Genomic DNA, 22,786 nt, shown 5'->3' on the forward strand with positions numbered 1-22,786 from the left:
TCATTTTTGAGCTGACAAGCCTTCGTCAGATCGGCAGGTACTTGGTCAGCGTGGTCTGGTAGAGCATCGACGTGGTTTGATACGAGGCCTGCAGGCTGGTCTGCAGCGCCAGGATCTTGGTCGCGACCTCGTCCTGGTTGATGCCCTCGATCTGATCGAGCATAGTCTGCGCCATTCCCTTGAGCTGGGTCTGGCGGTCGGTCGAGGCCTTGATGGCACTCTGCGCGCCGGCGAACTCCGCCTGCATGTCCTGAATCGATTGCTGGCCGCTCTGTGGCGCCAGATTTGCCGAAATCCGCTGCTGCAGCGCGTTCACCTGCGCCTTCGAGTTCGGATTGGCGGCATTGGTCGTGACCGCGGAATACACCGCGATGTTCTGCAACTCATAGCGCAACGCCTGCTCGTTGGCGCGCGCGCCATACTGCACCGTGATCGACTGGTCGATGCGCGCGATCGCGGTGCCGCGCGCCGGATCGGTACCGACTTCGCCCGTGTACCACGAGACGGTGTTGGCGGACGTGCCGCCGATCAGATTGGTGGCCGTGGCAAACGGCGGACCGTTGACGCGCAACGGCGCCGGATTTGCACTCGCCGTGGCGCTGAAGCCCAGCGCCGCGAACGCGGCCGTGTTCGAACTGGAACCTGTCAGGCTGGCGCCGTCAGCACCGTGCAGCGCTATCACGCCGCCGGTGACGGTCGACGGCGTACCGGTGCCGGTGATCGAATCGATCTTTGCCAGCAAGGCCTGCACGCTGTCGGTGATGTTGAGCTGGTTGCCGGTCGCGCCGGATGCGACGAAGGTGATCGGCGTGCCGTTGATCGTAATCGTATCGCCGGCCGCAAAGCTCGCGGCCAGCGAATCCGTTCCCGCAGCGCCCGAGAGCAGCGTAGCGCCGGTGATCGGCCCCGGCACCGTGGCCTGATTGTTGACCGCAGTCCCCGTGACGGTCGCGGACGGATTGAAGAAATTGTCTGATGCCGCGATCGCAGACGCGGCGACCAGCGCCGTGTCGCCCAACGTCTGGATCGAAGACGTCAATGCGGCCTGCAGGTTCGCGGTGGTCGCAACCGTATCGACGCCGATCAGAAATGAGCCTGTCGGCGGCGGATTCGTCGTCGTCGCGGTCAGCGCGATCGACTCGGTGGTGCCGTCGGGCAGGTTGAAGTTGAACGTGATCTTGTCGCCACTGTTCGGATTGACGGCGCCGAGATCGACGGTGACGGCCGGCGGCGCGCCGGTCGGCTGTGTCACGGTCGCTCCCGTCAGCGATGAACTGACCGCGCCGAGCTTCAACCCGAACGATGAACCGTCTTCGGCGAGGCTGGTCACGGTGGTCGTCAACGGCGGCGAGGAGACCGTCAGATGCGCCATGTTGCCGACGCCCTGATCGGCCTGGCGGCGCTCGTTGATCAGTTGCTTCAAACCGGCCTGCGTTCCCACGCCGTCGAGCATGACGTCGGCCGGCACCGTCGCGGACGTGTCGGTGGTCCGTCCGGAAAACAGATAGCGGTCGCCCGTCTGGCTGTTGAGCAGCGACACCGCATTCGAGAACGCCGCCTGCGCCGTGATCTGGCCGGAGGTTTGGCCGTTGTTGTTGAGCACGATGGTCGACGTACCGGCCGCGCTCTTCACCGACGTGCCGATGTCGGCCAATCCCTGCAGCGCAAGGTTGGCGACGTTGAGCCTGGTATTGACGTTGGTCGCGGTATCCTTGAAGGCATCGATGCTGCTGACCTGCGCGCGCAAACTAAGCGCAAAGCCGCGATTGGCGCCCTGCCCTGCATAGGTCGTCGAGACCCGGCCGCTGGCGAGCTGCTGCGTCAGATCATCGAGCTGCTTGCGGATATTTAGGATCGACGTCCCGATATAGGATGTCCTGCCGCTAACGCCATCGATCGACATGAAACCCTCACATTGCCTGGATCAGCGTGTCGTACATCTGCTTGATGGACGACATTACGCGCGCGTTGGCGGAATAGGCGTTCTGCAGCGCGAGCAGATGCGCCATCTCGTCGTCGATATTGACGCCCGAGGCATCGGTCACCTTCTTCTGCAGGGTATTCAGCACCACGGACTGGCCGTCGGCGAGTTGCTTGGCGGCGGTCGCGGCCTCGCCCTGCTGACTGATGAACTGCTTGGCGAAGTTGACCAGCGTGCCGGTGAACGGAGCGCCGGTGGTGCCGATGCCGGTCTGCGGCGAATAGCGATAGTTCCCCGACTGCAGCTGCGTAAGAATGAAGTCGGAACGCGTGGTGTCGCCCGAAGCCGTCAACGGGCTGGTGGAATACACGATGGTGCGCGAGGGATCGCCGAGCAGCCCGAGATTGACGCTGATACGGCCCGCAAGACCGGTCTGCTGCGATCCGTTGGCGGTGAGCGCACCGGTAAAGAGCCCGCCATTATCGGTGAACAACGGCAGCTGCGCGTTGCCGCTGGTGAGCGAGGACATCGTCGTGGTGACCGAGGCCGCCAGCACATCCGAGCGATTCGGCGCGCCGTCATCCAGAACGCGCAGCGTCGAACCGGACGGATTCGAAAACTGCAGATTGGCACTCGACCCGAGCGCGGCGTTGAGTTGGGTAACCACCGAAGCCATGCCGCCGGCAAAATTGATGCCGAGCACCGCATCGTTCGGATCGAGCGTTGCGGTATTGCTCAGCGGCAGCACGCTCGGATCGTCGACGCGCACGATCGACAGATTGTGCGTGATGCCGGTGGTGTTGTCCTTGTAGGTAACGTGCATGACGTTGCCCGACTGCAATCCCGTGAGATCGAGATCATAACCGGCCTGCGGTAGCACGGACGCGGGCGCAGCAGTGCCGGCGGTCGTCTTGTCCGACAGCGCGCTCGACATCGCCGCCGCGAATTGGTCGATCTGCGCCTGCGCCTTCACCAGCGTATTGTCGCGCAGCTCGAGATAGGCAGCGATCTTGCCTGAACGAATCGAGTTGGTCGACACCAGATCGTAGCTGCCGCCGTGCGGGAAATTGATGGCGATGGTGCCGACGTTGCTCTTGGTCGGATCTGAGCTGTACAGCGTGTTGGGCGTGATCGTGCCCTGCGGATTGAAGCTTAGCTGCGCAGCCTCGGTACCGACGAGCTGCACGCCCGAGTTCGTGAATACGGTCACCTGGTTGAGGTCGTTGACGACGGTTCTGATGTCCATCAAGCTCGACAACTGGGTAATGTACTGATCGCGCTGGTCGAGCAGCGACGCCGTCGCCGCATCAGTCTTGCCGTTGTTCTGTAGCTGGTTATTGATGAACGCGATCTGGGCCATCGCGTTGTTCGCGGTGGTGATGGAATCGTTGATGCCCATCTCGGCGTTGGCGCGAAGGTTCTGAATCCCCTGCGTCGCCGCATTGAGCGTCTGCGCCATGGTCTGCGCGGCGGCGACCGCGCCGATCCGCGCCGACTGCGAGTCCGGGCTCGTCGACAGGCCCTGGAAGGCGGTCAGGAGCTTGTTGAACGAATCCTCGATGGTGCCGGTTTCAGCCGGATTTCCGTAGACATTCTGCAGATTGGCAAGGAAGGTCGAGCGGATGTCGGCGTAAGCTGCGCCTGAGGTTTCCGTTCGCAACTGGGTCTGCAGATATTGATCGAGCTGCCGGTCGACGCCGTTGAGGAGAACGCTCGAGCCGTAATCGCCGTTGGTACCGGCGACCTGGATGACCGTCTTCCTGACGTAACCCGGCGTTTCCGCATTGGCGACGTTCGATCCGACCAGCGAGATCGAAGCTTGCGTCGCACGCAGGCCCGACATCGCGATAGCGAGAGCTTGGCTCAAACCCATGACTAATTGCCCATCTCAAATCGCGTCGCGGAAATCAGCGCAGTACGTTCAGGAGGTCCTGCACCATCGTGTTGGAAGTGGTGATGACCTTGGTGTTCGCCGAATAAGCCTGCTGGGTGACGATCAGCTTGGTGAACTCGTCGGCGATATCGGTGTTGGATCCTTCCAGCGACGAGCCGACGATGGTTCCGGCCTTGCCGAACAGCGCCTGTCCGGATCCGTCCGTTACCTCGAACGCGCCGCCGTTGACGCGTTTGAGGAAGTTGGTGCCGTTAAAGGTCGCGACCGAGATTTCGGCGAGGTCGAGGTTGCGGCCGTTGGAATAGTTGCCGACGATGCGGCCGTTGGTGCCGACGCCGACGGACTGCAACTGGCCGGCCGGGAAACCGTCCTGCTGGATCTGGTTGACCTGAACGTTGCCGTTGGCGTCCGCAAACTGGGTGACGCCGCCGGTGCCGAAGTTGATGACGGGGCTACCCAGCGCGACACCGTTGACGACCGCATTGGCGAGCGTGATGTTCGGTACCGCCGGCGACATCTGGCCGGAGGCCGAGAAAGTGAAGTTGGTGTTGACGTTCTGCCACGCTACCTGGGTGCCGGTTGCATTGGGATTGACCTGATAGAACAGGTTCCAGGTATCGGTATGGCCAGGGCCGAGCGTGGTGCTGTCGGTCTTGGCCCAACGGAACTGCAGGTTCACCGGCGCGCCCGACACGTCGTAGGTTGTGACCGCACCGCCCGCTACCGACTCGTTCAGAAATGTCGAGGTGTCGCTGCCGATGACCTGGCCGGTACCGACGCCGCCGCCTCCGCCGCGCGTCGCCGTCACGGTGCCGGTGAAGCCGAGCGCGGCCCAGGCCGCGGTGTTCGAACTCGAGATCGAGAGATCGTCGGCCACGCCGGAATGCAGCGTGATCGAGCCAGCGTTGATTCCCGATGAGATTGCGGTTCCCTGGAGCGCGTCGATCTTGCCCAGCAAGGTTCCGATGCTGTCTCCGACGTCGATCTGGTTGTTGCCGGCGGCGCCTGACGCCATGAAGGTGATGGTTTGGCCGTTGACCGTGATGGTGTCGCCCGCGACGAAATTGGCGGAGATCGAGTCGGTGCCGGCCGCGCCGGCGAGCAGGGTCGAGAGCGTGTTCGCAACCGACGGCGTCGCTTTGTTGCTCTGAACGGTGCCGCTTCTGGAGGCGTCCGTATAGGGCGCCGAAGGCGTCCCGAGCGCCAGCGGATTACGTCCGACGGTGAATGATCCCGGCGCGATCAATTCCGATCCGAGAACGGAAACGTCATGCTTGGTCGTCAGCGGATAGCTGGCGAGGTTGGCGCGATAATCGATGCGGGTGGTTTCCTGCGCCGGCAGGAAGTCGTTCTGGAATCGGAGGACCTGTGGCGAACTGCCGGAAGGGTTGCCAGTGGTCGGATCGATCGGCACGCCCTGCAGATAATAGCCGGCGCCGTTGACGAGATAGCCGCTCTTGTCGATCTGGAAGTCGCCGCGGCGGGTATAACGGTCGACGCCGTCGAACACCGGCGTGCCGTCGGTAAAGTTGCCGGGCTTTTGCACCGCAAAAAAGCCGTTGCCGTTGATCGCCATGAAGGTGGCAACCGAGGCCGTCTGCACGTCGCCCTGCACCGAGTTGGTGGAGCGGGATTGCGTGGTCACGCCGCCGGCGAGCTGCGCGGTGCTGGAAGTTTGCGGAATGAGATCGAGGAAAGAGGTGTCGACGCGCTTGAATGCCGTGGTCTGCGAGTTGGCGATGTTGCCCGAGACGTTTTCCAGCGCGTAGGAGTTGGCGCGGAGGCCGCCGACCGCGGTGGTGAGAGCGCCGAAGATACCCATGACATTTTCTCCAAATTCGATCCGGGCGGCTCGCCGATCCAGGGAAACCGAGGCCGCGTCGGGAGAAGATGTCGCAAGCGTTGTGCCAAACTATAAAATCAACAAAAATCAAATACTTAAGAAAAAAGCCCCGATCCGAAGACCGGGGCACATTTGCCGGGCGGGCAACAATTGCCGGGCAGCCCTTACGAAGCCGATGGCCCTGCCGGGTGAAACACCAGCCCAAACCCGTCGATGCAATAGCGCAAGCCGGTCGGCTTCGGTCCGTCGTCGAAGACGTGACCCATATGTCCACCGCAGCGGCGGCAGTGGACTTCCGTGCGCGCCATCCCGAACGTCGTATCCTTGGTTTCGCCAAGGGCGTTGTCGAGCGGCTTCCAGAAACTCGGCCAGCCGGTGCCGCTCTCATATTTGGTGTCCGAAGAGAACAGCGGCAGATCGCAACCGGCGCAGGCATAGATGCCCTTGCGTTTTTCTTTCAGGAGCGGGCTCGAACCCGGCCGCTCGGTGCCGTGCTTGCGCAGGATTTCATACTGCTGCGGCGTGAGCTGTGCGCGCCATTCGGCGTCGGTCTTTTCCACCTCGAATTTCTCAGCGGCTTGCGCCGGGCTGCTACGCAGCCAGCGAAAAGCGGTCAGGCCAAACAGGCCGGCGACGGATGCGAGCAGGATGCGGCGGTCGAACATGGAAGTCTCCGTGCATGGCGGGCTTAACGGTTCGCCATCAAATACGGCCCACAAGCGCCGACGTTACACGGATCAGTCCCGGATTTTCTCACTTTCCTGCGAGGGAGCGGCCGGTATCCCGCCGCCCTGTGGACGCACCGGGCGCGGCCCAGCCGGCGGACCGCGCGGCGGCCTGGTTCCGGCCTGCCGGTTGGCCTCCGCCAATCGTGCCTCGCGCACGCTTTCCCGGGCGCGGGCGCCTTCGCGGTAACGGGCCAGCGCGCCGGCCGCGGCGGAATGGCCCCGCCCCCACAGCCCGATCAGATGGCCGGCGACGCGGCCGGTGGCGCCGCCCGCCCAGACCAGTTCGAACGGCGAGAACAGTTTCCAGCGTTCCTCGCCCCACAGAATGCTGCGCGCGATGACCTGCCCCGCCATTGCCGAGGTATTCAGCCCATGGCGGCCGAAGCCGCTGGCGACCCACAGTCCTTTGCGCAGCTGGCCGATCTGCGGCATGCCGTGCACGGTCACCCCGACCGCGCCGCCGAACACGTCTGATATCGCGACCTTGCCGAGCCTTGGGAAGACGGTCGCAATGCGGCGCTGAATAGCGGGTCCAAAGCGGCGTGGCCGTGCCTCCCAGGTGGTTTCCGGGCTAGCCCACATCAGCCGGCCGCCGTCGACGATCCGGAAATGATCAATGCCGTCACTGTCGGCCACCGACCCCTTGAAGGCGATCACCTCACCCAGCCGCTCGCCGAGCGGCTCCGTTACCGCGGCATAGCGCCAGACCGGCAGCAGCGTCTCCGACAGGCGGCGCAGCGGGGCGCCGAGGTGAACGTTGCCGGCCAGCACGATGTGCGATGCGCGCAGCCGCGCCGACGGCGTCACGATGCGCTTGCGAATCCCTGACGGGTCGATGCTGACGACAGGCGTATTCTCAAAGATGCGCGCGCCCGCCCGCCTCGCCTGCGCGGCAAGACCGTGGATGTATTTGCGGCCGTCGATCTGGAACGCGCGCGGATAATAGATGCCGTGGAAATAGCGCGCGGTCCCGAGCTGATCGCGAACGCGATCGACCTGCCATCCCTCGACCTCGGTCTCGAAATCCCCGCTCAGCGTCTGCAGCCGGCTGATCAGCGTTTCGCCGGCGTCGACAGTAGAGACCTCCAGCGCGCCCTCGGTCAGTGTAATTCCCGGCATCGCCTCTTCGGTGGCGGCGGCGCGAACGTAATCGGCGCCCTCCTTCGACATCGCCCACAGCTCGCGCGCGTCATCCAGGCCGACGCGCTCGATCAGGTCGCCGATCGGAAGACTGTAGCCCGGCATCACCGTGCCGAGCTGATGGCCGGACGCGTTCCAGCCGACATGCCGGCCTTCGAGCACGGCCACGCTGGCGCCGAGGCGCGCGGCCTCCAGCGCCACCGTGAGGCCGGCAAGTCCGGCTCCGACCACGCAAATGTCAACATCAAGGTCGAATGACAGACGCGAGCGAAAAGGCGCGTCGTCGTCGGGGCCGTTGGTCGCACTTGTGAAAGTCTCGGGCATGGCGTTTCTTACGGACCGCTGCGGCGCTTGTCACCTTGTCCGCGACATGAGCTTGTAGATTAGTCGAGACTAAGACCGAATCGAGATCGCGCCCATGCGCCGTTTGATGCTGCTGCGTCACGCCAAGACCGAACACGACGCGCCTTCGGGCCATGACCAGGACCGCCGTCTCGACGAGCGCGGCCGGCTGGATGCCGCCGCCATCGGAACCTGGATCGGCCGGCATCCGCCCCATCCCGATGCCGTTTTGGTTTCGACCGCAGTGCGGTCGCGCCAGACCTGGGAGATCGCACGCGATGCGATGAAGGATGCAGTGCGGGAACGGCTTCCGCAGCCACAGGTCGAATTGCTCGACGAACTCTACGGCGCCGAGCCGGCGCAGCTTCTGCGGATCATCCGTATGGCCGAGGTCACCGATCCCGCGCGCTTGATGCTGATCGGCCACAATCCCGGCATGCATGAGCTGGCGCTGATGCTCGCCGGAAGCGGCGACGCAGCGGCGAAGAAGTCACTTGAGGACAATCTGCCGACCGCTGGCCTTGCCATCCTGGATTTTGCGATCGACGACTGGAATGAAGTGGCGTTCCGCCGCGGCAAGCTCGTGCGCTTCACCAGCCCAAAATTGCTGAAGCAGGCGCTGGACGACTGAGGCAGGCGGACATCCCTGCCCCGCCATGCTAGGCTCTTCACGACACGGTTTTCGAGCGAATTAAGAACAAGTTCGCGTAAAAGAAAACGCGTCAAAACAAAAGGCTAGAGCCCAGTCCTGATAAATCAGGGCCGAACGGGGCCCGGGCCAGGAGGCGCAGATGTTCAAGTCGATTCTCGTGCCGATCGATCTGGCCGATACCGAACTGGCCAAGCCCGCAATCGCAACGGCTGCGACGCTATCCAAGACCTGGAACGGCTCGGTGCGCCTGCTCAACGTACTGCCGATGACGCCGGTGATGCTGGCGGAATATGTGCCGGCCGATTTCGACGCCCAGCAGCGCGCCACCTCGGAAGAAGCGCTCACCATCGTGGCGAAGGAATCCGGCATCGAGGCGTCACGCATTTCCGCTGCGGTGCGGCAGGGCGGCATCTACCACGAGATCCTCGAAGAGGCGGCGGCGATCAAGGCCGACCTGATCGTGATGACCTCGCACCGGCCGGCGATGCGGACCTATTTCCTCGGTTCCAACGCCGGCCACGTCGTGCGCTACGCCAGATGTTCGGTGCTGGTGGTGCGGCACTGAGACGTAACGGCGCCGCTGAGCCGCGACGCCTGACGTCTTCACATGATGCGGCCGAAGTCCGGATCGACGGTGCCGCGCACGGCCGATTCAATCCGGCTGCGTTCGATCCCGATGTCGCGGAGCGCACGGTCGTCCAGTTCGCTCAGGGTTTGGATGGCGTGGCGGTGCGCAAAATAGGTGACGATGCCATTCACCCAGCCTCCGAGGACGCGGAAAACTCCGCCTGCCAAGCTTTGGGGAGCAGGCTGGCCTGCCGTCGAATAGATCGTGGTCATCGCACTTCTCCTTGCTTTCACGCGGCAAGCCGCTGCCGCCGGCGCAAACGCTTGCGAGAGCGCTTGCACCTTAATGGACCGATTGTTTGCACCCCTCTCAGTGCAATCTCTGGCTTGATGGTTCCAAAATGATCCGATACATTGCTCGGTGCAAGGAAAACATTGCTCTCGGTGCAATAATGTCGAAGTTCGAGTACCTGAAGCTTGCCGATACCGTCGCCGCCGAGATCGCCAATGGCGCGCTCAGGCCCGGCGACCGCCTGCCGCCGCAGCGCAGCTTTGCCTATGAGCGGAAGATCGCGGTCTCGACCGCGAGCCGCGTCTACACTGAGCTGTTGCGCCGCGGCCTCGTGGTCGGCGAAGTCGGGCGCGGCACGTTCGTTTCAGGCGAGACGCGCCGCGGCATCGCCATGCCGACTGAGCCGCGCGGCGCACGCATCGATCTGGAAGTGAACTATCCGATCCTGCCGACACAATCGGCGATGATCGCAAGAAGCCTTGCGGGGCTGGAGCGCCCCGAAATGCTCGATCTCGCGTTGCGGCACTCGACCACGACGGGCACGCTGGCGGCACGGACAATTTCCGCCGAGTTTCTCTCCCGCGAGGACTGGTCCCCGGCTCCCGATCAACTCGTCTTCACCGCGAACGGCAGACAATGCATCGCCGCGGCGCTGGCGGCGGTGGTGCCAAACGGCGGCCGCTGCGGCGTCGAGGCGCTGACCTATCCCTTCATCAAGGACATCGCCGCCAGGTTAGGCGTCACGCTGGTGCCGCTTGCGATGGACGAGAACGGCGTTCGCCCGGACGCGGTGCAGAAGGCTCACCGCGAAGCGCATTTGTCGGCGCTGTACATTCAGCCGACGATTCAAAATCCGCTCGGCATGACCATGCCGCCGTCGCGGCGGGCCGATTTGCTGCGCGTCGTCGAGAAGCTCGGCCTCACCGTCATCGAGGATACGGTCTATGGCTTTCTCGATGAAGAGACGCCGATGGCCGCGCTCGCGCCGGATAGCTGCATCACGCTCGACAGCCTGTCGAAGAAGGTGGCGCCCGGCCTTGCGCTCGGCTTCATCGTTTCGCCGCCGCGCCTGCGCGAGCGCATCATGGCCGCGGTTCGATCGGGCGGATGGACGGCTTCCGGATTTGCCTTTGCCGCCGGACAACGGCTGATGGCTGACGGCACGGTGGCCGAGCTGTCACGCCTGAAACGGATCGATGCGGCGCGGCGCCAGCAGATGGCGGCCAGATACCTCGCCGGCTTCGAGGTTCAGGCCAACGTCAAATCCTACCATCTGTGGCTGACCCTGCCCCAGCATTGGCGCTCGCAGACATTCGTCGCGGCCGCGGCCCGGCGCGACATCGCGCTGACCCCTTCGACCACCTTCGCCGTGATCCCCGGCCATGCCCCCAATGCCGTCCGCCTCGCGCTCGGCGCCCCCAGCACCGAACAGCTCGATCTGGCGCTGCGCACGCTCTCGGGAATGCTGACGGCGAAAGAAGACGTCGATACGACCGAGTAGAGCTATCGATCGCGTGTTTCGCATGCCGGCCACTCCGCGATAAAGCCCCTCGCCTTGTACGGCTCGATCTTGTTCCATTCCTTGAGCATGCGGCGGCAGAATTCGGCGTCGGTATGCCAGAGCGCCCGCGGCGTCCTGAAACTGTCGACCATGACCAGCATCTTCTCCACTTCCGGCCAATGCCGATGCAGCGTCATCGGGTAGCGGCGCGCCGTCCAGGTATTGCCGAGACAGATCACGCTGCGGATGTTGGCGATCCCGAGCGTTCGGTCGATGATCGGCAGCGAGAACATCACGTTCTCGCCGGTGTTCATCGCGCGGTCCTCTCTCAGGATGATGTCGGCAGGAACGCCGCGCGCGGCCATTGCACCGGCAATGATCTCGCATTCCGACAGATCGGATCCCGGCGTCACGCCGCCGCTCACGATCGCCCAGCGAAAAAACCCTTCGCGCCACAGCCGGCAGGCTTCATCGACGCGCTCGTCGACGTCCTCGCGCGTGCCGAACACGAACAGCAGATCGGCCGGCCGTAGCGGCGTCTCGATCAGATGCCGCGCATTGATCGCGGCAATCTCGGCTTCCGTCGGCGATCGCATCGTTGGGGTCGTCACGGCAACTCGCCTGCTTTGAGGAACGCCGCACAGAGTGCCGTGCCCCGCGGCGCTTCGCGAAATCACATTTCGTGTCGCTTGATTGCGGATCCGGCTACGGCAGCAGCGTCTCGGGAAGCGCGTCGAACGAATATCTGCGCGGCCGATTGCGCTTGATGAAGCCGCCGATGGTCCAGGCAAACCAGACCGCCATGCCGACCAGAAACAACGCGCCGGTGAATTCGGAAGTCGCAAGCGCCCGGACGAGAAGCCCGACCATGGCGATGGTCAGCAACGCCAGCATCACAACCGCCGCGGCATAGGTCACCGTCCCGATGCCGCCGGTCAGGGAGGCCTTGCTGCCTGCCGCCTTCATCCTTCGATGCAACTCGGTGATGAAGGCGCGGTAGCCCTGGTCCTGCGGCGTCATCAGCGAGACGGTCTGCCAGGTCGTCGAAAGGATGGCGATCCGTCCGCCGCCGGCCCTTGCGATATCGGCGCGAAAGCGACGGGATTGCATCGACATCGGTCGATACGACAGCCGGATCGAAGCGATGTCGGCATACGGCCACACGCCGGACCGGCGGCCGATCCGCCACGACAATCCGGAATCCGTCAGTTCGAATTGATACGCCGACGAGATCAGTGACGCCTTGTAGACGTAGCTGATCGTGCGCGCGCCCTCGCCTTCGCTGACCTGGTTCGGTAGTGATGTCGGCAATCCAAAATATCCCGTGTCGTTTGAAACCGCCTGCTTGCGCGGCGAGCCGGCTTTACCTTACAAGCGGGCCATGGCCGAGACGACTTATTTTCCGCGCCGCCTGATCCTGGCCGGCGCGATAGTTTCCGGAGTGCTGCTGGCGCTGGCCGTCCACATGCTGGGCGCGCGTTACGGGCTTGATCTCGGCGGCCTGTGGCGATCCGATACCAGCGAGTTCATGCCGGCGGGCGCGGCGATCGCGTGGTGGCTGATCGCAACCGTCGGCTTTTCCGGCGGCTATTTTACCGCCAACCTGATGCACAGCGCGGCCTCGGGCCAAATTCCGCAGCGGATGCGGCAGTTCCTGATCGCCGTCGGCGTACTGATCCTTGCCGGCGCGGGACAGGCCGCCTCGGCGCCGAGCCCCGTCCCGACCATTTCGGGCGTGCTGGCAGGCCTTGCGGCCTTATGCCTCGGCGCGGCAATGGCGTTCTGCGGCGCGCATTTCGCGTTGCGCAAAGCTTAGAAAAACAAGACTTGAGAAACTAGGCGATGGCCCGCGCGCGTGCTTTCGACAGCATCGTTTCCACCTCGGCTGCGGGGCGCGGCGGACTGAACAGATAGCCTTGCGCCTGCGTGCAGCCTTCCTGACGCAACAGCTCGAACTGCGCATCGGTCTCAACACCTTCAGCCGTGGTGACGATGCCGAGGCTCTTGCCGAGGCCGGTCACCGCACGGACGATCGCCATCGAATCGTCACGCGTCGCCAGTTCGCTCACGAACGAACGGTCGATCTTGATCTTGTCGAACGGGAAGCTGCGCAGGTAGCTCAGCGATGAATATCCCGTTCCAAAGTCGTCGAGCGATATCTTGACGCCAAAGCCGCGAAGCTCGTGGAGAACCGCCAGCGTTGCCTCGCTGTTTTGCAGCAGCACCGATTCCGTTATCTCCAGTTCGAGCCGATGCGCCGGAAGGCCGGAGGCCCTCAACGCCTCCTTCACGGTCGATACCAGGCTGGGATTCTTGAACTGCACCGGCGACAGGTTGACGGCAACGCAGACATCCCGCGACCAGCCGGCCGCGTCGATGCAGGCCTGGCGCAACACCCAATCGCCGAGCGGAACGATCAGGCCGGTCTCTTCCGCCAGCGGAATGAAATTGACCGGAGAGATCATGCCGCGCAGCGAATGATTCCAGCGCACCAGGGCTTCGAAGGCAACCACCACGTCCTCGGCAACATCGCGGATCGGCTGGTAATAGACCTCGAACTCCTCGCGCTGCAGCGCCGCGCGCAAATCGAGTTCCAATAGCCGCCGCGCCTGCGCACGCGCGTCCATGCCGGTCTCGAAGAAGCGGTAGGTGCCGCGGCCGTCCTCCTTGGCGCGGTAGAGCGCAAGATCGGCCTTCTTCAGCAGTTCGTCGGGGTTCTTGCCGTCCTCGGGCGCCAGCGAAATGCCGATACTGACGCCGATGACGAGCTGGTGACCGGCGATCTCGTAGGGCGCGGAAACCTTCTCGACCACGTGGCTGGCGAGCACGGCGACGGCGGTCGGCTCGCAATCGCTGCAGAACTGCACGATTGCGAATTCGTCGCCGCCGAGCCGCGCCACCGTGTCGTGCTCCGTCACGCATTCGCCGAGACGCCGCGCGACCTCTTTCAGCAGCGCGTCGCCGACCGGATGGCCGAGCGAGTCGTTGATGTCCTTGAAGTGGTCGAGATCGAGACACAGCACCGCAAGCTGATCGCTGCGCTTGACGAGCCGCAAGGCCTTTTCGAGTTGCTCGCGAAACAGTGTCCGGTTCGGCAGATTGGTCAGCGCATCATGGCGCGCCATATGCGAGATCTGTTCCTGGGCCGCCTGCCATTCGGTGATATCCTCGAATGTGGCGACCCATCCGCCACCCTTCATGGGCTGATCGACCACGCGGAGCGAACGTCCGTTGCGGCTCACCGTCCTGGTCACGCTGTTGCCGGCCTTGGCCGCAGCGATCACGCTGGCGACGAATTGATCGGGATCGCCGTCCCATCGATCAAGCGCTTTCTGCTGCCGGAGCACATCAAGCAGCAAACGACCCTGGAGAGCCATACCGGTCCGTCCCATCATTTCGGCATAGCGTTCGTTGTACAAGAGGATGCGGCCATCCGCATCGAACATGGAAAGTCCCTGCGACATGTTGTCGAGCGCGGTGTCGAGCAAGACCTTCTGCTGATGGAGTTCGCCCTTTGCGCGGCGGTCGATCATGGCCGCGAGCAGCGATAAACCGAGGATGGCGAAGGCCGCGACCGCCGTCAGGAACGAAAGCGCGGTCGCAGAAATCGACAGCCCGTCGCTGCCGAGGGTCGGGTCGGGAATGAGCGTGACGGCGCCCATCGCCGTGAAATGATGCGAAACGATGGCAGCCGTCAGCAGTCCGGTGGCGGCCAAGGTATGGACGGGATTGTCACGACGTACGGCGACAAGAAGCGCCATGGCCGCAAACAAGCTGCCAAACACAACCGAGGCCACAACGATGCCGGACGACCACACAATGAACGCCGGAAGCTCGAGTGCCGCCATGCCGGTATAGTGCATCGCTGCGACACCGCCGCCGATGACGGCGCCGCCAAGGGCAACCACCGATTGGCGCGCACTGGACAATGCAATGCAGAGACCGATGGCGACAATGATTATCGCGAAGACCAGCGACAACAAGGTGACGGGTATGCTGTATCCGGCGCCCGCGCCGGGATCGTACGCCAGCATCGCGACAAAATGGGTGGCCCAGATTCCGCAGCCGCCGACGGCCGCATCGAGTCCGATCCAGGTCGCGCGCGTTCGACCGCGCGACGCCCTCGCCCGATGAAACAGGCTGATTGCGACCGCGCTGGCGAGCCAGCAGATGGTGCCTGCCAATACGACCAGGCGCCAGTCATGCTCGGTGGTGAGACAAGTCAGGACACGGTACATTACAGACCCCCGATGGCCTGTATTGCGGTTCCATTCGTATATTTGGGGTAACCACCGCGGCTCAGTTGCGCGGATGGTGAACAAACGCTTTTGGCATCCCAGGCGGCCCGGCATGGAAACGCCGCGCGAGAATTGCTTCCGGCGCGGCGTTTTGCCTCAATTTACCGATGATCAGCTTGCGGCCCGCAGGTTGACCTTGCCTTCCGCCAGCGAGGTCAGCTTCTGGTCGGTGGTTTTTTCCTCATCGAGCGTCTTCTGCAGAATGCTGGCGCAATCGATGCGTCCAAGCTGCCGCGCCCACGCGATCAGGCTGCCGTAGCGGGCGATCTCATAGTGCTCGGCGGCTTGGGCTGCGTTGATCAGGGCTGCGTCCAGCACGGCCTTGTCAGCGATCTCGCCCGCGACGTCGTCGGCTTCCTCGATGATACCATCGATCGCCGGGCAATCGGCCGCCTTCGCCTCGGCGCCGTGCATGCGGAATACCTCCTCGAGGCGCTGCACATGCATCTTGGTTTCGTCGAGATGGGTCAAAAAGCCTTGCTTGAGCTGCTTGTCGGTGGCCTTTTCGGCCATTTTTGGCAGTGCTTTCACGAGCTGCTTCTCGGCATAGTAGATATCCTGCAATTGATGTACGAACAGGTCGTTCATGGTCTTGATGTCTTTGGTGAAGAGTCCCATTGCGGTCGTCCTTCATTTGGAACATGCAGGCGCAGGCCATTTCCGGCCGGACATACGCTTCATGTTCAATGCTGATCGGAGCCAACCGGCTTGCGAAAAGGATGTTCCTGAAGGCCTCGAAAACGCCGTGATGGAACGGACGGAACGGCAAAAAGAGCACGCGGAACGGACCTCGTTGCGACTCAAAATCGTTAACGCGGCGACATATGTAGGGCGTATGACAAAGGCGGCGAACGAAGCCAAAAGGCATGCTTGTCAAGGGCTGCACAACGGCCCGGTTTTGGCTTATGGATTTCGAGTGCGGTGCCTCTGACCGTCGACTGTCACCCGTGGTGACAGGTCCCATCTTTATGTATTGCCCCGTCGGGAGGATGAATGCATCGGCTGCTGACCGCGCTCGGGCGTGGTTTCAAGGAGAAGATCGGCTGGAAACGGCTAGGGATCGCTGCGAGTCTCCTCATCGTCATCTTTGCGGTCGCCACGCTGGTTCGCACCCTGAAAGGGGTGGACACCGGAATTATCCTGACCGCGCTGACGGAGATCGCCCCGCATCGCATCGCGCTGGCCGCGCTGTGCGTGGTGGGGGCGTTTTGCACGCTGACCTTCTATGATTTCTTCGCATTGCGAACCATTGGCAAGACACACGTGCCCTATCGCATCGCTGCGATGTCGAGCTTCACCAGCTACACCATCGGCCACAATATCGGCGCCACCGTCTTTACCGGCGGCGCCATAAGGTTCCGGATCTATTCCGATTACGGACTGACCGCGATCGACGTCGCAAAAATCTGCTTTCTCTCCGGCCTCACCTTCTGGCTCGGCAATCTGTTCGTGCTCGGCTGCGGTATGGCCTGGCATCCCGAGGCGGCATCGGCGATGGACCTGCTGCCGCCGGCGATGAACCGGCTGATCGCGATCGGCTGCCTTGTCGGCATCGGCGCCTATTTCGCCTGGCTGCTGATGGGCGAGGGTCGGCGCGAGCTCGGTCAGAACGGCTGGAAGGTCGTGTTGCCCTCCGCCCGGCTGACGCTGCTGCAGGTTCTGATCGGTGTCGTCGATCTCGGCTTCTGCGCGCTGGCGATGTACCTGTTGATGCCGATGGAGCCGTATATCGATTTCGTTTCGCTCGCGGTGGTGTTCATCCTGGCGACGCTGCTCGGCTTTGCCAGTCATGCGCCCGGCAGCATCGGCGTGTTCGACGCCGCGATGCTGGTGGCGCTGCAGCAATTCGGCAGGGAAGAGTTGCTGGCGACGCTGGTGGTGTTCCGGATCCTGTACTTCCTGATCCCCTTCGGCATCTCGATTTGGATCATGGGCACACGCGAACTCTGGCTCAGCGTGCTGCAACCCTGGCTGGAACGGCGTCGGCTCGGCGAAGCCTGCACGGCCAAGGCCCGGGTGCGACCACCGATCAACGGCCGGCAATCCTGAGGCTGGTAACGGCGTCGTTATCTGCGCCGTCTGGTCTTTTGAGGCAGAGCTGCCTCATTCTCTTATTTCTGCCTTACCGCTAACGTCAAACGACGCCATGGCTGGAATTCTCTTACGTTCGATGCTGTCGGTCGCGCTGGTTGCCGGCGCGCTGGCCGGCATATCCACGTCCGCTGCGCAAGCCCAGACCGCCGGCGGCTACGGGCCGCTGCAGATTTCCTGGGAGGTGCGCAACCGATTCCGCCTGTTCCGCGAGGAGCGGGATTTCCTGCTGCACGCCGAAAGCGGACGCGGCCGCAGCGTGCTGGCTTCGGAGCAGGTACTGGCGATCCAGAGCGATGGCCGCGGCTGGGCGCGCAACACGGTGAACAGGCTCTGTATCGATCTCGCCGGCCGCGTCAACGAGCCCTGCACGCGCGACAACGTCAAGGAAAGCTATCTGACGCCGATCGATCATCCGATCGTGGCCCGGCTGACCGGCCCGGTTCCGGTCGGCGCCACCTGCGCGTGGACGTTCGACGATGGTGACGGCCCGCAAACCTCCACCTTCGACTGTGCCGAGCCGATCAATCTCAGGGTCCGCTATGGCCGCACCACGGTTGCTACCGTCGACGTGTCCAGTTCGGAGGGCAGTCAGCGCGTTTTCACCGAGATCGCGGTGCGCGACATCTTCATTGCCGGGCTCGGCGACAGTGTGGCTTCCGGCGAGGGAAATCCTGACCGGCCGATTGCGCTGGCCGACGAAGGCTTTTGCTTCCGCTCCTATCTCGGAACGGCAGCGTCGCAATATTACCGTCCGAGCCGCGCCGGCTATAAGGGCGGACGCGCATGCGAGGCACCCGACACGCTGCCGGTCTGGCAGCGGCAAAGCGCGCTCTGGTTCAATCCTGCCTGCCACCGTTCGCTCTACAGCTATCAGACCCGGACCGCGCTGGCGCTCGCCGTGCGATATCCGCACATCGCGGTGACCTATCTGCCGCTGGCCTGCACCGGCGCCACCATTGCCGACGGGCTGTTCGGCTCGCAGCGCGCCCGCGACTGCCTGCCGTCGAAATCGGGCAGTGCGTGCCTGGGCACGGTCAACGGGCAACTGACTGAACTGCGCGAAGCGCTCACCGCCGCGAAACGCCGTCAGGCGGACCGCGGGCTCGACCTCGTGCTGCTGTCGATCGGTGCCAACGACATCTATTTTTCCGGACTCGTCGCCGACGTCATCGTGGACACGGCGACCGAGCGCGCGCTGTTTCGGCGTAGCGGCGTGATGGCCTCCGTGGACGACGCGCGCAGTGCAATGACGCGGGACCTGCCACAGGGCTTTGCCAAGCTGCGCGAGGCGCTCAAGCCCCTCCTCGGCGGCGACCTGTCGCGGGTGGTCTACACCTCCTACGCCAATCCGACGCTGTCGGGTGGCGGCGCGCCCTGCCCCGGCGGACGTGCCGGCTTCGACATTCATCCCTCCTTCAACGCCCAGCCGCAGCGGCTCGCGGCCGTCTCGAACTTTGTCGAAAGCGAATTCCTGCCGCAACTGAGAGCGCTGGCGCTGTGCGAGGGCGGCATCCTGTGCCGCAATCCGCGCGCCGACCGAATGACCTTCGTCGATAATCATCAGCCCAGTTTTGCCGGTCACGGTTTTTGCGCGCGCACGCAGAGCGACCCGGAATTCGACCGGCAGTGCTTCTCGGCGACCGGCGACAGCTTCGATCCCGATATCGTCACGGCCGCCAACCAGCCGATGCTGTGCGGCCGCAGCGCCGGCGAGTATCGCGCCTATCTGCCACGCGCGCGCTGGATCCGCGATGCCAATGACAGCTACTTCGCGGCGATGACCTACCCCCAAGGCCTGCCGACATCGCAGCAGCCATCCGATATCCATGACGCCACCTGGGGCGTCTTGTCGGCAGTCTATGGCGGCGCGGTGCATCCGAGCGCCGAGGGCCACGCCGCGATGGCGGATGCCGTCGTGCCAGCCGCTGCCGCCGTGCTGCAGCTCGACGCCGGGGTGCCTGAAATTACGTCGCAGCCGGCGCCGCCGATACCGGTTGCGCCGGACGCGCCGCGGCCACCAGGCAGAACCGGCGGATTGAACTAACGCGCAGGTGCAGGAACCGGTGCCGGCGCAGTGGTCTTCTTGGGCGCTGCGGGGGCCTTTGCCGCACCGGCGGGAGGCTTCATCGCAGCAGCCTGCGCCGGCAAATATCTTGCGACGATCAACGGATCGACCTGCGCCAGCGCCGTATCAGGCAGGCGCGTCCAGACCTCATCCCTGCCTAGCAGCGAGATGCCGAGGTAGCCGCGCATCGTCAACGTCTGCCCATCGGGACTGAGCGTCATCTTGGCCTTGTAGATCTTGCCATCGCGCGGATCGAGCACGTTGCCATTCTCGTATTTCAATCCCTCGCGCTTCATGTCGCGGATGAAGGAGAGCCCAAGCCACGGTGCATCCTTTCGATCGTCGGTGCATTTCGAGCAGATCGGATTGGGAGCATCGCCCGGCTCAGAAAAGAGCTTGGCGAACACCCCTTCGAAGGCGCCGTTGCGATCGACCACCAGAAACCATCCGACCGGCTTGCCCTTCTCGGTCTTCTCCCACAGCCCGGCCGCCGAAGGCTCCACCGGCTGCGCGGCGAGTTCACCGGCAAACGCGAGCCCGATCACGATCGGGAGTATCAGTTGAAATACGGTCAGCTTGCGCATCGTCATCACCTGATCAATCCCCTGAATGAGTGGCCTCAAACTAAGGCCATTTCGCGGACGGTTCCAGTGACGATTGCCGCGCGCGCCCCGGGAAAGTTCCGCAAACCGTCATTCATTTTTGAGGATCAGTTGACCCCGAGCTTCTTCTGCAGGCTCGACGACGAGGTGGTGTACTGGAACACCAGCCGCTTGTCCGGATAGACGTAGCGGTGCGCCTTCTGCGCCATCAGCGCGCCTTCGTGGAATCCGGACAGGATCAACTTGAGCTTGCCGGGATAGGTGTTGATGTCGCCGATCGCGAAGACGCCGGGAACATTGGTCTCGAACGCAGCGGTGTCGACCGGCACCAGATTGTTCTCGAGCGCGACGCCCCAGTTCGCCACCGGGCCGAGCTTCATGGTCAGCCCGAAGAACGGCAGCATCGTATCGCACTCGATCTTCGAGATCGCGTTGTCGTTGCCTTTCATCACGGCCGCGGAAAGCTTGCCGCCCTCGCCTTCCAGCGAGGTGACCTGACCGATCTTCAGATCCATTTTTCCGCCAGCCACCAGCGCGCGCATCTGCTCGACGCTGTGGGGCGCGGCGCGGAAATCGTCGCGCCGATGCAGCAGCGTCACGCGTTTCGCAATCGGATGCAGATTGAGCGTCCAGTCGAGCGCGGAATCGCCGCCGCCGACGATCAGGATGTTCTTGTCGCGGAACTGCTCCATCTTGCGCACGGCATAGAATACCGAGGTGCTCTCATAGGCTTCGATGCCCGGCACCGGCGGACGCTTCGGCTGGAACGAACCGCCGCCCGCAGAAATCACCACCACCTTGCACTCGAACACCTGGCCGGTATCGGTCGTCACGCGAAAGCCGGGATTGCCGATCTTCTCGATCGTCTCCACCATCTCGTTGAGATGGAAGGTCGGATGAAACGGCTTGATCTGTTCGAGCAGCGCGTCCGTCAGGCCCTGGCCGGTGACGAAGGGAATGCCGGGAATGTCGTAGATCGGTTTTTCCGGGTAGAGTTCGGCACACTGACCGCCGATCTTGTCGAGGATGTCGACCACATGCGCCTTCATGTCCAGGAGGCCCAGTTCGAAGACGGCAAACAGGCCGCACGGACCCGCGCCAATAATCAGCACATCGGTTTTGATCGCTTCGCTCATGTCAGCTTCTTTTCGGTTGAACCTGGCGGGAAGGCCGCATCTGTCTAGCCAACCCGGGGCTAACAGGAAAGCCATAATATGGCGTTCGCGACGGCCGCAACCCCTTGCCGTCATTCGACAAGTGGGCTGTAAGGGAACGAGATTTTTCGGAGATGGCCCTGTGAACGCCCCCTTGCATCCCGACGCGATCCCGCGTCTGGAGGATTTTCCCTATCGCTTGTCGGACAATGTGAGATTTGCCGATCTCGACCCCAACCAGCACGTCAACAACGCGGTTTACGCCACCTATTTCGAAACCGGCCGCGTCACGCTAATGAAGGACCGCAGCTACGGGCTGATGCCGGACGGCGTCACCTGGATCATGGTCCGGCTCGACATGCATTTCCGCGCAGAATTGCGCTGGCCTGGTACGATCGAAATGGGGCTGGGCGTCGTCAAGTTCGGCCGCACGTCAGTGACCTTCGATCAGGTGGTGTTCTCCGAAGGCAAATGCGTTGCGTCGGCGCAATCAGTGTCGGTGCTGCTCGATGAGGCCACGCGCAAACCTACGCCGTTGACGCCGGATATCCTGGCAAATTTTCAGCGCTGGATTCGCCGCGGCGTCGACCCAGCCTGAGCGACCTCAGGCCTGCCGTTCCGGCGTCGACACCACGAGGCCGTCGAGATCGTCGCTCACCTTGATCTGGCACGACAGGCGCGAGTTCGGCCGCACGTCGAAACCGAAATCCAGCATGTCTTCTTCCATCGGGGTCGGAGCGCCGACCTTCTCGCGCCAGGCTTCGTCGACATAGACGTGGCAGGTTGCGCAGGCGCAGGCGCCGCCGCATTCGGCTTCGATGCCTGGAATGGCGTTGCGGATCGCGGCTTCCATCACGGTCGAGCCGTTCTCGACTTCAATGGTTCGTTTTTCGCCGGTATGGTCGACAAAGTGGATTTTGGCCATGATCGCTCGTGCTGCCGGAATATGTAAGGAAGGTCCCGGCAGTCGTATAACGGGTCGATCCGCACAGCGCCAGCGGTCGGGACGAAAACCTTAAGGCGGCATTTTACCGGGATTTTGGCCGATACGGACCGCTTTCCGCTCAGGAACGGCGCAGAATCGCCTCGATCGCCGCCCGCGCCTCTGTAACCGCCTCGCCGAGTTCGGCGAGCGCAGCGGACGCATCGAAGCCTCTGGCGATGGCCGCCTCCAGCACGGCTGCGGCATCGGCGACCGCAAAAGCACCGATCGCGCGGGCCGAGCCCTTCAGTGTATGCGCCAATGCGCCTGCATCCGAAGGCGTGGTGGCGAGCGTGCTCACCAGTTTTGCCGACTGGGCCACGAACATCGCCAACACCTCCTGCTCGAGGCCGGCATCGCCGAGCGTCATGCGGTTGAGATGTTCGAAATCGATCGGCCCGTCATCGGGAGCCAGCGGCGGCGATGGCATCCATTCTATCCGTTCGAGATGAAGCGGCATGACTTAAGGTCCGGATCGCCTCGCCGCAGCGATTCGGAGAGGTCATTTTCAACAGCCAATCACGGCACCGGTTAACGAAACGTTCTGTGAATTCGCTACATTTTTGCCTTATTTTAGACACCAATCCGTCGTGATCGAGGATCCGGTTCCAGAAATTTGTGTATCTTTAAGGCCTTAAGGAACAAAGCTGTTAACGATGATTAAGAATGTCTTAATCGCGGCCATTTCATTCGTATCGCTCAACCAATAGG

The 22,786-nt window shown here is 63.2% G+C and carries 21 protein-coding genes; 7 read left to right on the forward strand and 14 right to left on the reverse strand.

The features are described 5' to 3' along the window. Positions 1–25: 25 nt before the first annotated feature. The 5 genes from V1279_RS21855 to V1279_RS21875 all read right to left on the reverse strand — a co-directional run bounded on the left by V1279_RS21855 (position 26) and on the right by V1279_RS21875 (position 7,850). On the reverse strand, positions 26–1,903 hold the full coding sequence (locus V1279_RS21855; protein WP_334439989.1) for a flagellar protein: 1,878 nt from the start codon (positions 1,901–1,903) through the stop codon (positions 26–28). Positions 1,904–1,910: 7 nt separating this feature from the next. Then, positions 1,911–3,794: a flagellar hook-associated protein FlgK gene (gene flgK, locus V1279_RS21860; protein WP_334439991.1), complete on the reverse strand. Its 1,884-nt coding sequence runs from the start codon at positions 3,792–3,794 to the stop codon at positions 1,911–1,913. 34 nt (positions 3,795–3,828) lie between these two features. After that, on the reverse strand, positions 3,829–5,637 hold the full coding sequence (locus V1279_RS21865) for a flagellar hook-basal body complex protein (protein ID WP_334439994.1): 1,809 nt from the start codon (positions 5,635–5,637) through the stop codon (positions 3,829–3,831). A 185-nt stretch (positions 5,638–5,822) separates the two neighbouring features. Continuing rightward, positions 5,823–6,323, reverse strand: coding sequence for a peptide-methionine (R)-S-oxide reductase MsrB (gene msrB / locus V1279_RS21870; protein ID WP_334439997.1), 501 nt, complete (start codon positions 6,321–6,323; stop codon positions 5,823–5,825). 72 nt (positions 6,324–6,395) lie between these two features. Next, a complete protein-coding gene (locus V1279_RS21875) occupies positions 6,396–7,850 on the reverse strand; it encodes an NAD(P)/FAD-dependent oxidoreductase (protein ID WP_334440000.1) in 1,455 nt (484 codons plus the stop codon). 94 nt (positions 7,851–7,944) lie between these two features. Between V1279_RS21875 and V1279_RS21880 the strand changes: the two genes are divergently transcribed. Together V1279_RS21880 and V1279_RS21885 are read left to right on the forward strand one after the other, a co-directional pair. Then, positions 7,945–8,499, forward strand: a complete 555-nt coding sequence (locus tag V1279_RS21880; protein WP_334440002.1) for a SixA phosphatase family protein — start codon at positions 7,945–7,947, stop codon at positions 8,497–8,499. Between the two features lie 160 nt (positions 8,500–8,659). Continuing rightward, on the forward strand, positions 8,660–9,085 hold the full coding sequence (locus V1279_RS21885; RefSeq protein WP_334440004.1) for a universal stress protein: 426 nt from the start codon (positions 8,660–8,662) through the stop codon (positions 9,083–9,085). Between the two features lie 38 nt (positions 9,086–9,123). Here V1279_RS21885 and V1279_RS21890 read toward each other — a convergent pair whose 3' ends face one another. Further along, positions 9,124–9,360 (reverse strand): DUF1127 domain-containing protein, encoded by a 237-nt coding sequence (locus V1279_RS21890; protein WP_334440007.1) that lies wholly within the window; start codon positions 9,358–9,360, stop codon positions 9,124–9,126. 179 nt (positions 9,361–9,539) lie between these two features. Between V1279_RS21890 and V1279_RS21895 the strand changes: the two genes are divergently transcribed. Continuing rightward, a complete protein-coding gene (locus tag V1279_RS21895) occupies positions 9,540–10,880 on the forward strand; it encodes an aminotransferase-like domain-containing protein (RefSeq protein WP_334440010.1) in 1,341 nt (446 codons plus the stop codon). A 2-nt stretch (positions 10,881–10,882) separates the two neighbouring features. Here V1279_RS21895 and V1279_RS21900 read toward each other — a convergent pair whose 3' ends face one another. After that, positions 10,883–11,476 (reverse strand): YdcF family protein, encoded by a 594-nt coding sequence (locus V1279_RS21900; protein WP_334446517.1) that lies wholly within the window; start codon positions 11,474–11,476, stop codon positions 10,883–10,885. Positions 11,477–11,585: 109 nt separating this feature from the next. Next, positions 11,586–12,191 carry a hypothetical protein gene (locus V1279_RS21905; RefSeq protein WP_334440013.1) on the reverse strand — a complete coding sequence of 202 codons (606 nt, stop codon included), beginning with the start codon at positions 12,189–12,191 and terminating at the stop codon, positions 11,586–11,588. 70 nt (positions 12,192–12,261) lie between these two features. Between V1279_RS21905 and V1279_RS21910 the strand changes: the two genes are divergently transcribed. Next, entirely contained in the window at positions 12,262–12,696 is a 435-nt protein-coding gene (locus tag V1279_RS21910; protein WP_025588929.1) for a hypothetical protein, read from the forward strand. 19 nt (positions 12,697–12,715) lie between these two features. Here V1279_RS21910 and V1279_RS21915 read toward each other — a convergent pair whose 3' ends face one another. Further along, positions 12,716–15,118, reverse strand: coding sequence for an EAL domain-containing protein (locus V1279_RS21915; RefSeq protein WP_334440018.1), 2,403 nt, complete (start codon positions 15,116–15,118; stop codon positions 12,716–12,718). Between the two features lie 171 nt (positions 15,119–15,289). Then, entirely contained in the window at positions 15,290–15,796 is a 507-nt protein-coding gene (locus V1279_RS21920) for a YciE/YciF ferroxidase family protein (protein ID WP_334440021.1), read from the reverse strand. Positions 15,797–16,171: 375 nt separating this feature from the next. On the opposite strand from V1279_RS21920, the gene V1279_RS21925 reads away from it, so the two are divergent. Further along, complete coding sequence (locus tag V1279_RS21925) at positions 16,172–17,227, forward strand: lysylphosphatidylglycerol synthase transmembrane domain-containing protein (RefSeq protein WP_334440024.1); 1,056 nt, start codon at positions 16,172–16,174, stop codon at positions 17,225–17,227. A 97-nt stretch (positions 17,228–17,324) separates the two neighbouring features. Next, complete coding sequence (locus tag V1279_RS21930; protein WP_334440027.1) at positions 17,325–19,316, forward strand: hypothetical protein; 1,992 nt, start codon at positions 17,325–17,327, stop codon at positions 19,314–19,316. Here V1279_RS21930 and V1279_RS21935 read toward each other — a convergent pair. Continuing rightward, positions 19,313–19,921 carry a DUF2147 domain-containing protein gene (locus V1279_RS21935; protein WP_334440030.1) on the reverse strand — a complete coding sequence of 203 codons (609 nt, stop codon included), beginning with the start codon at positions 19,919–19,921 and terminating at the stop codon, positions 19,313–19,315. The genes V1279_RS21930 and V1279_RS21935 overlap by 4 nt on opposite strands. A 125-nt stretch (positions 19,922–20,046) precedes the next feature. After that, a complete protein-coding gene (locus tag V1279_RS21940) occupies positions 20,047–21,075 on the reverse strand; it encodes an NAD(P)/FAD-dependent oxidoreductase (protein WP_334440033.1) in 1,029 nt (342 codons plus the stop codon). A 160-nt stretch (positions 21,076–21,235) separates the two neighbouring features. Here V1279_RS21940 and V1279_RS21945 point away from each other — a divergent pair, with 160 nt between their 5' ends. Further along, complete coding sequence (locus V1279_RS21945) at positions 21,236–21,691, forward strand: acyl-CoA thioesterase (RefSeq protein WP_334440035.1); 456 nt, start codon at positions 21,236–21,238, stop codon at positions 21,689–21,691. A gap of 6 nt (positions 21,692–21,697) precedes the next feature. Here the strand turns inward: V1279_RS21945 and V1279_RS21950 are convergent, their stop codons facing one another. Together V1279_RS21950 and V1279_RS21955 are read right to left on the reverse strand one after the other, a co-directional pair. Then, positions 21,698–22,018, reverse strand: a complete 321-nt coding sequence (locus V1279_RS21950) for a 2Fe-2S iron-sulfur cluster-binding protein (protein ID WP_334440038.1) — start codon at positions 22,016–22,018, stop codon at positions 21,698–21,700. Between the two features lie 139 nt (positions 22,019–22,157). Continuing rightward, positions 22,158–22,535 (reverse strand): Hpt domain-containing protein, encoded by a 378-nt coding sequence (locus V1279_RS21955; protein WP_334440040.1) that lies wholly within the window; start codon positions 22,533–22,535, stop codon positions 22,158–22,160. Between the last annotated feature and the right edge of the window lie 251 nt (positions 22,536–22,786).

It is taken from the genome of Bradyrhizobium sp. AZCC 1610 (assembly GCF_036924515.1).
In the GTDB taxonomy this organism is placed as follows: Bacteria; Pseudomonadota; Alphaproteobacteria; order Rhizobiales; family Xanthobacteraceae; genus Bradyrhizobium.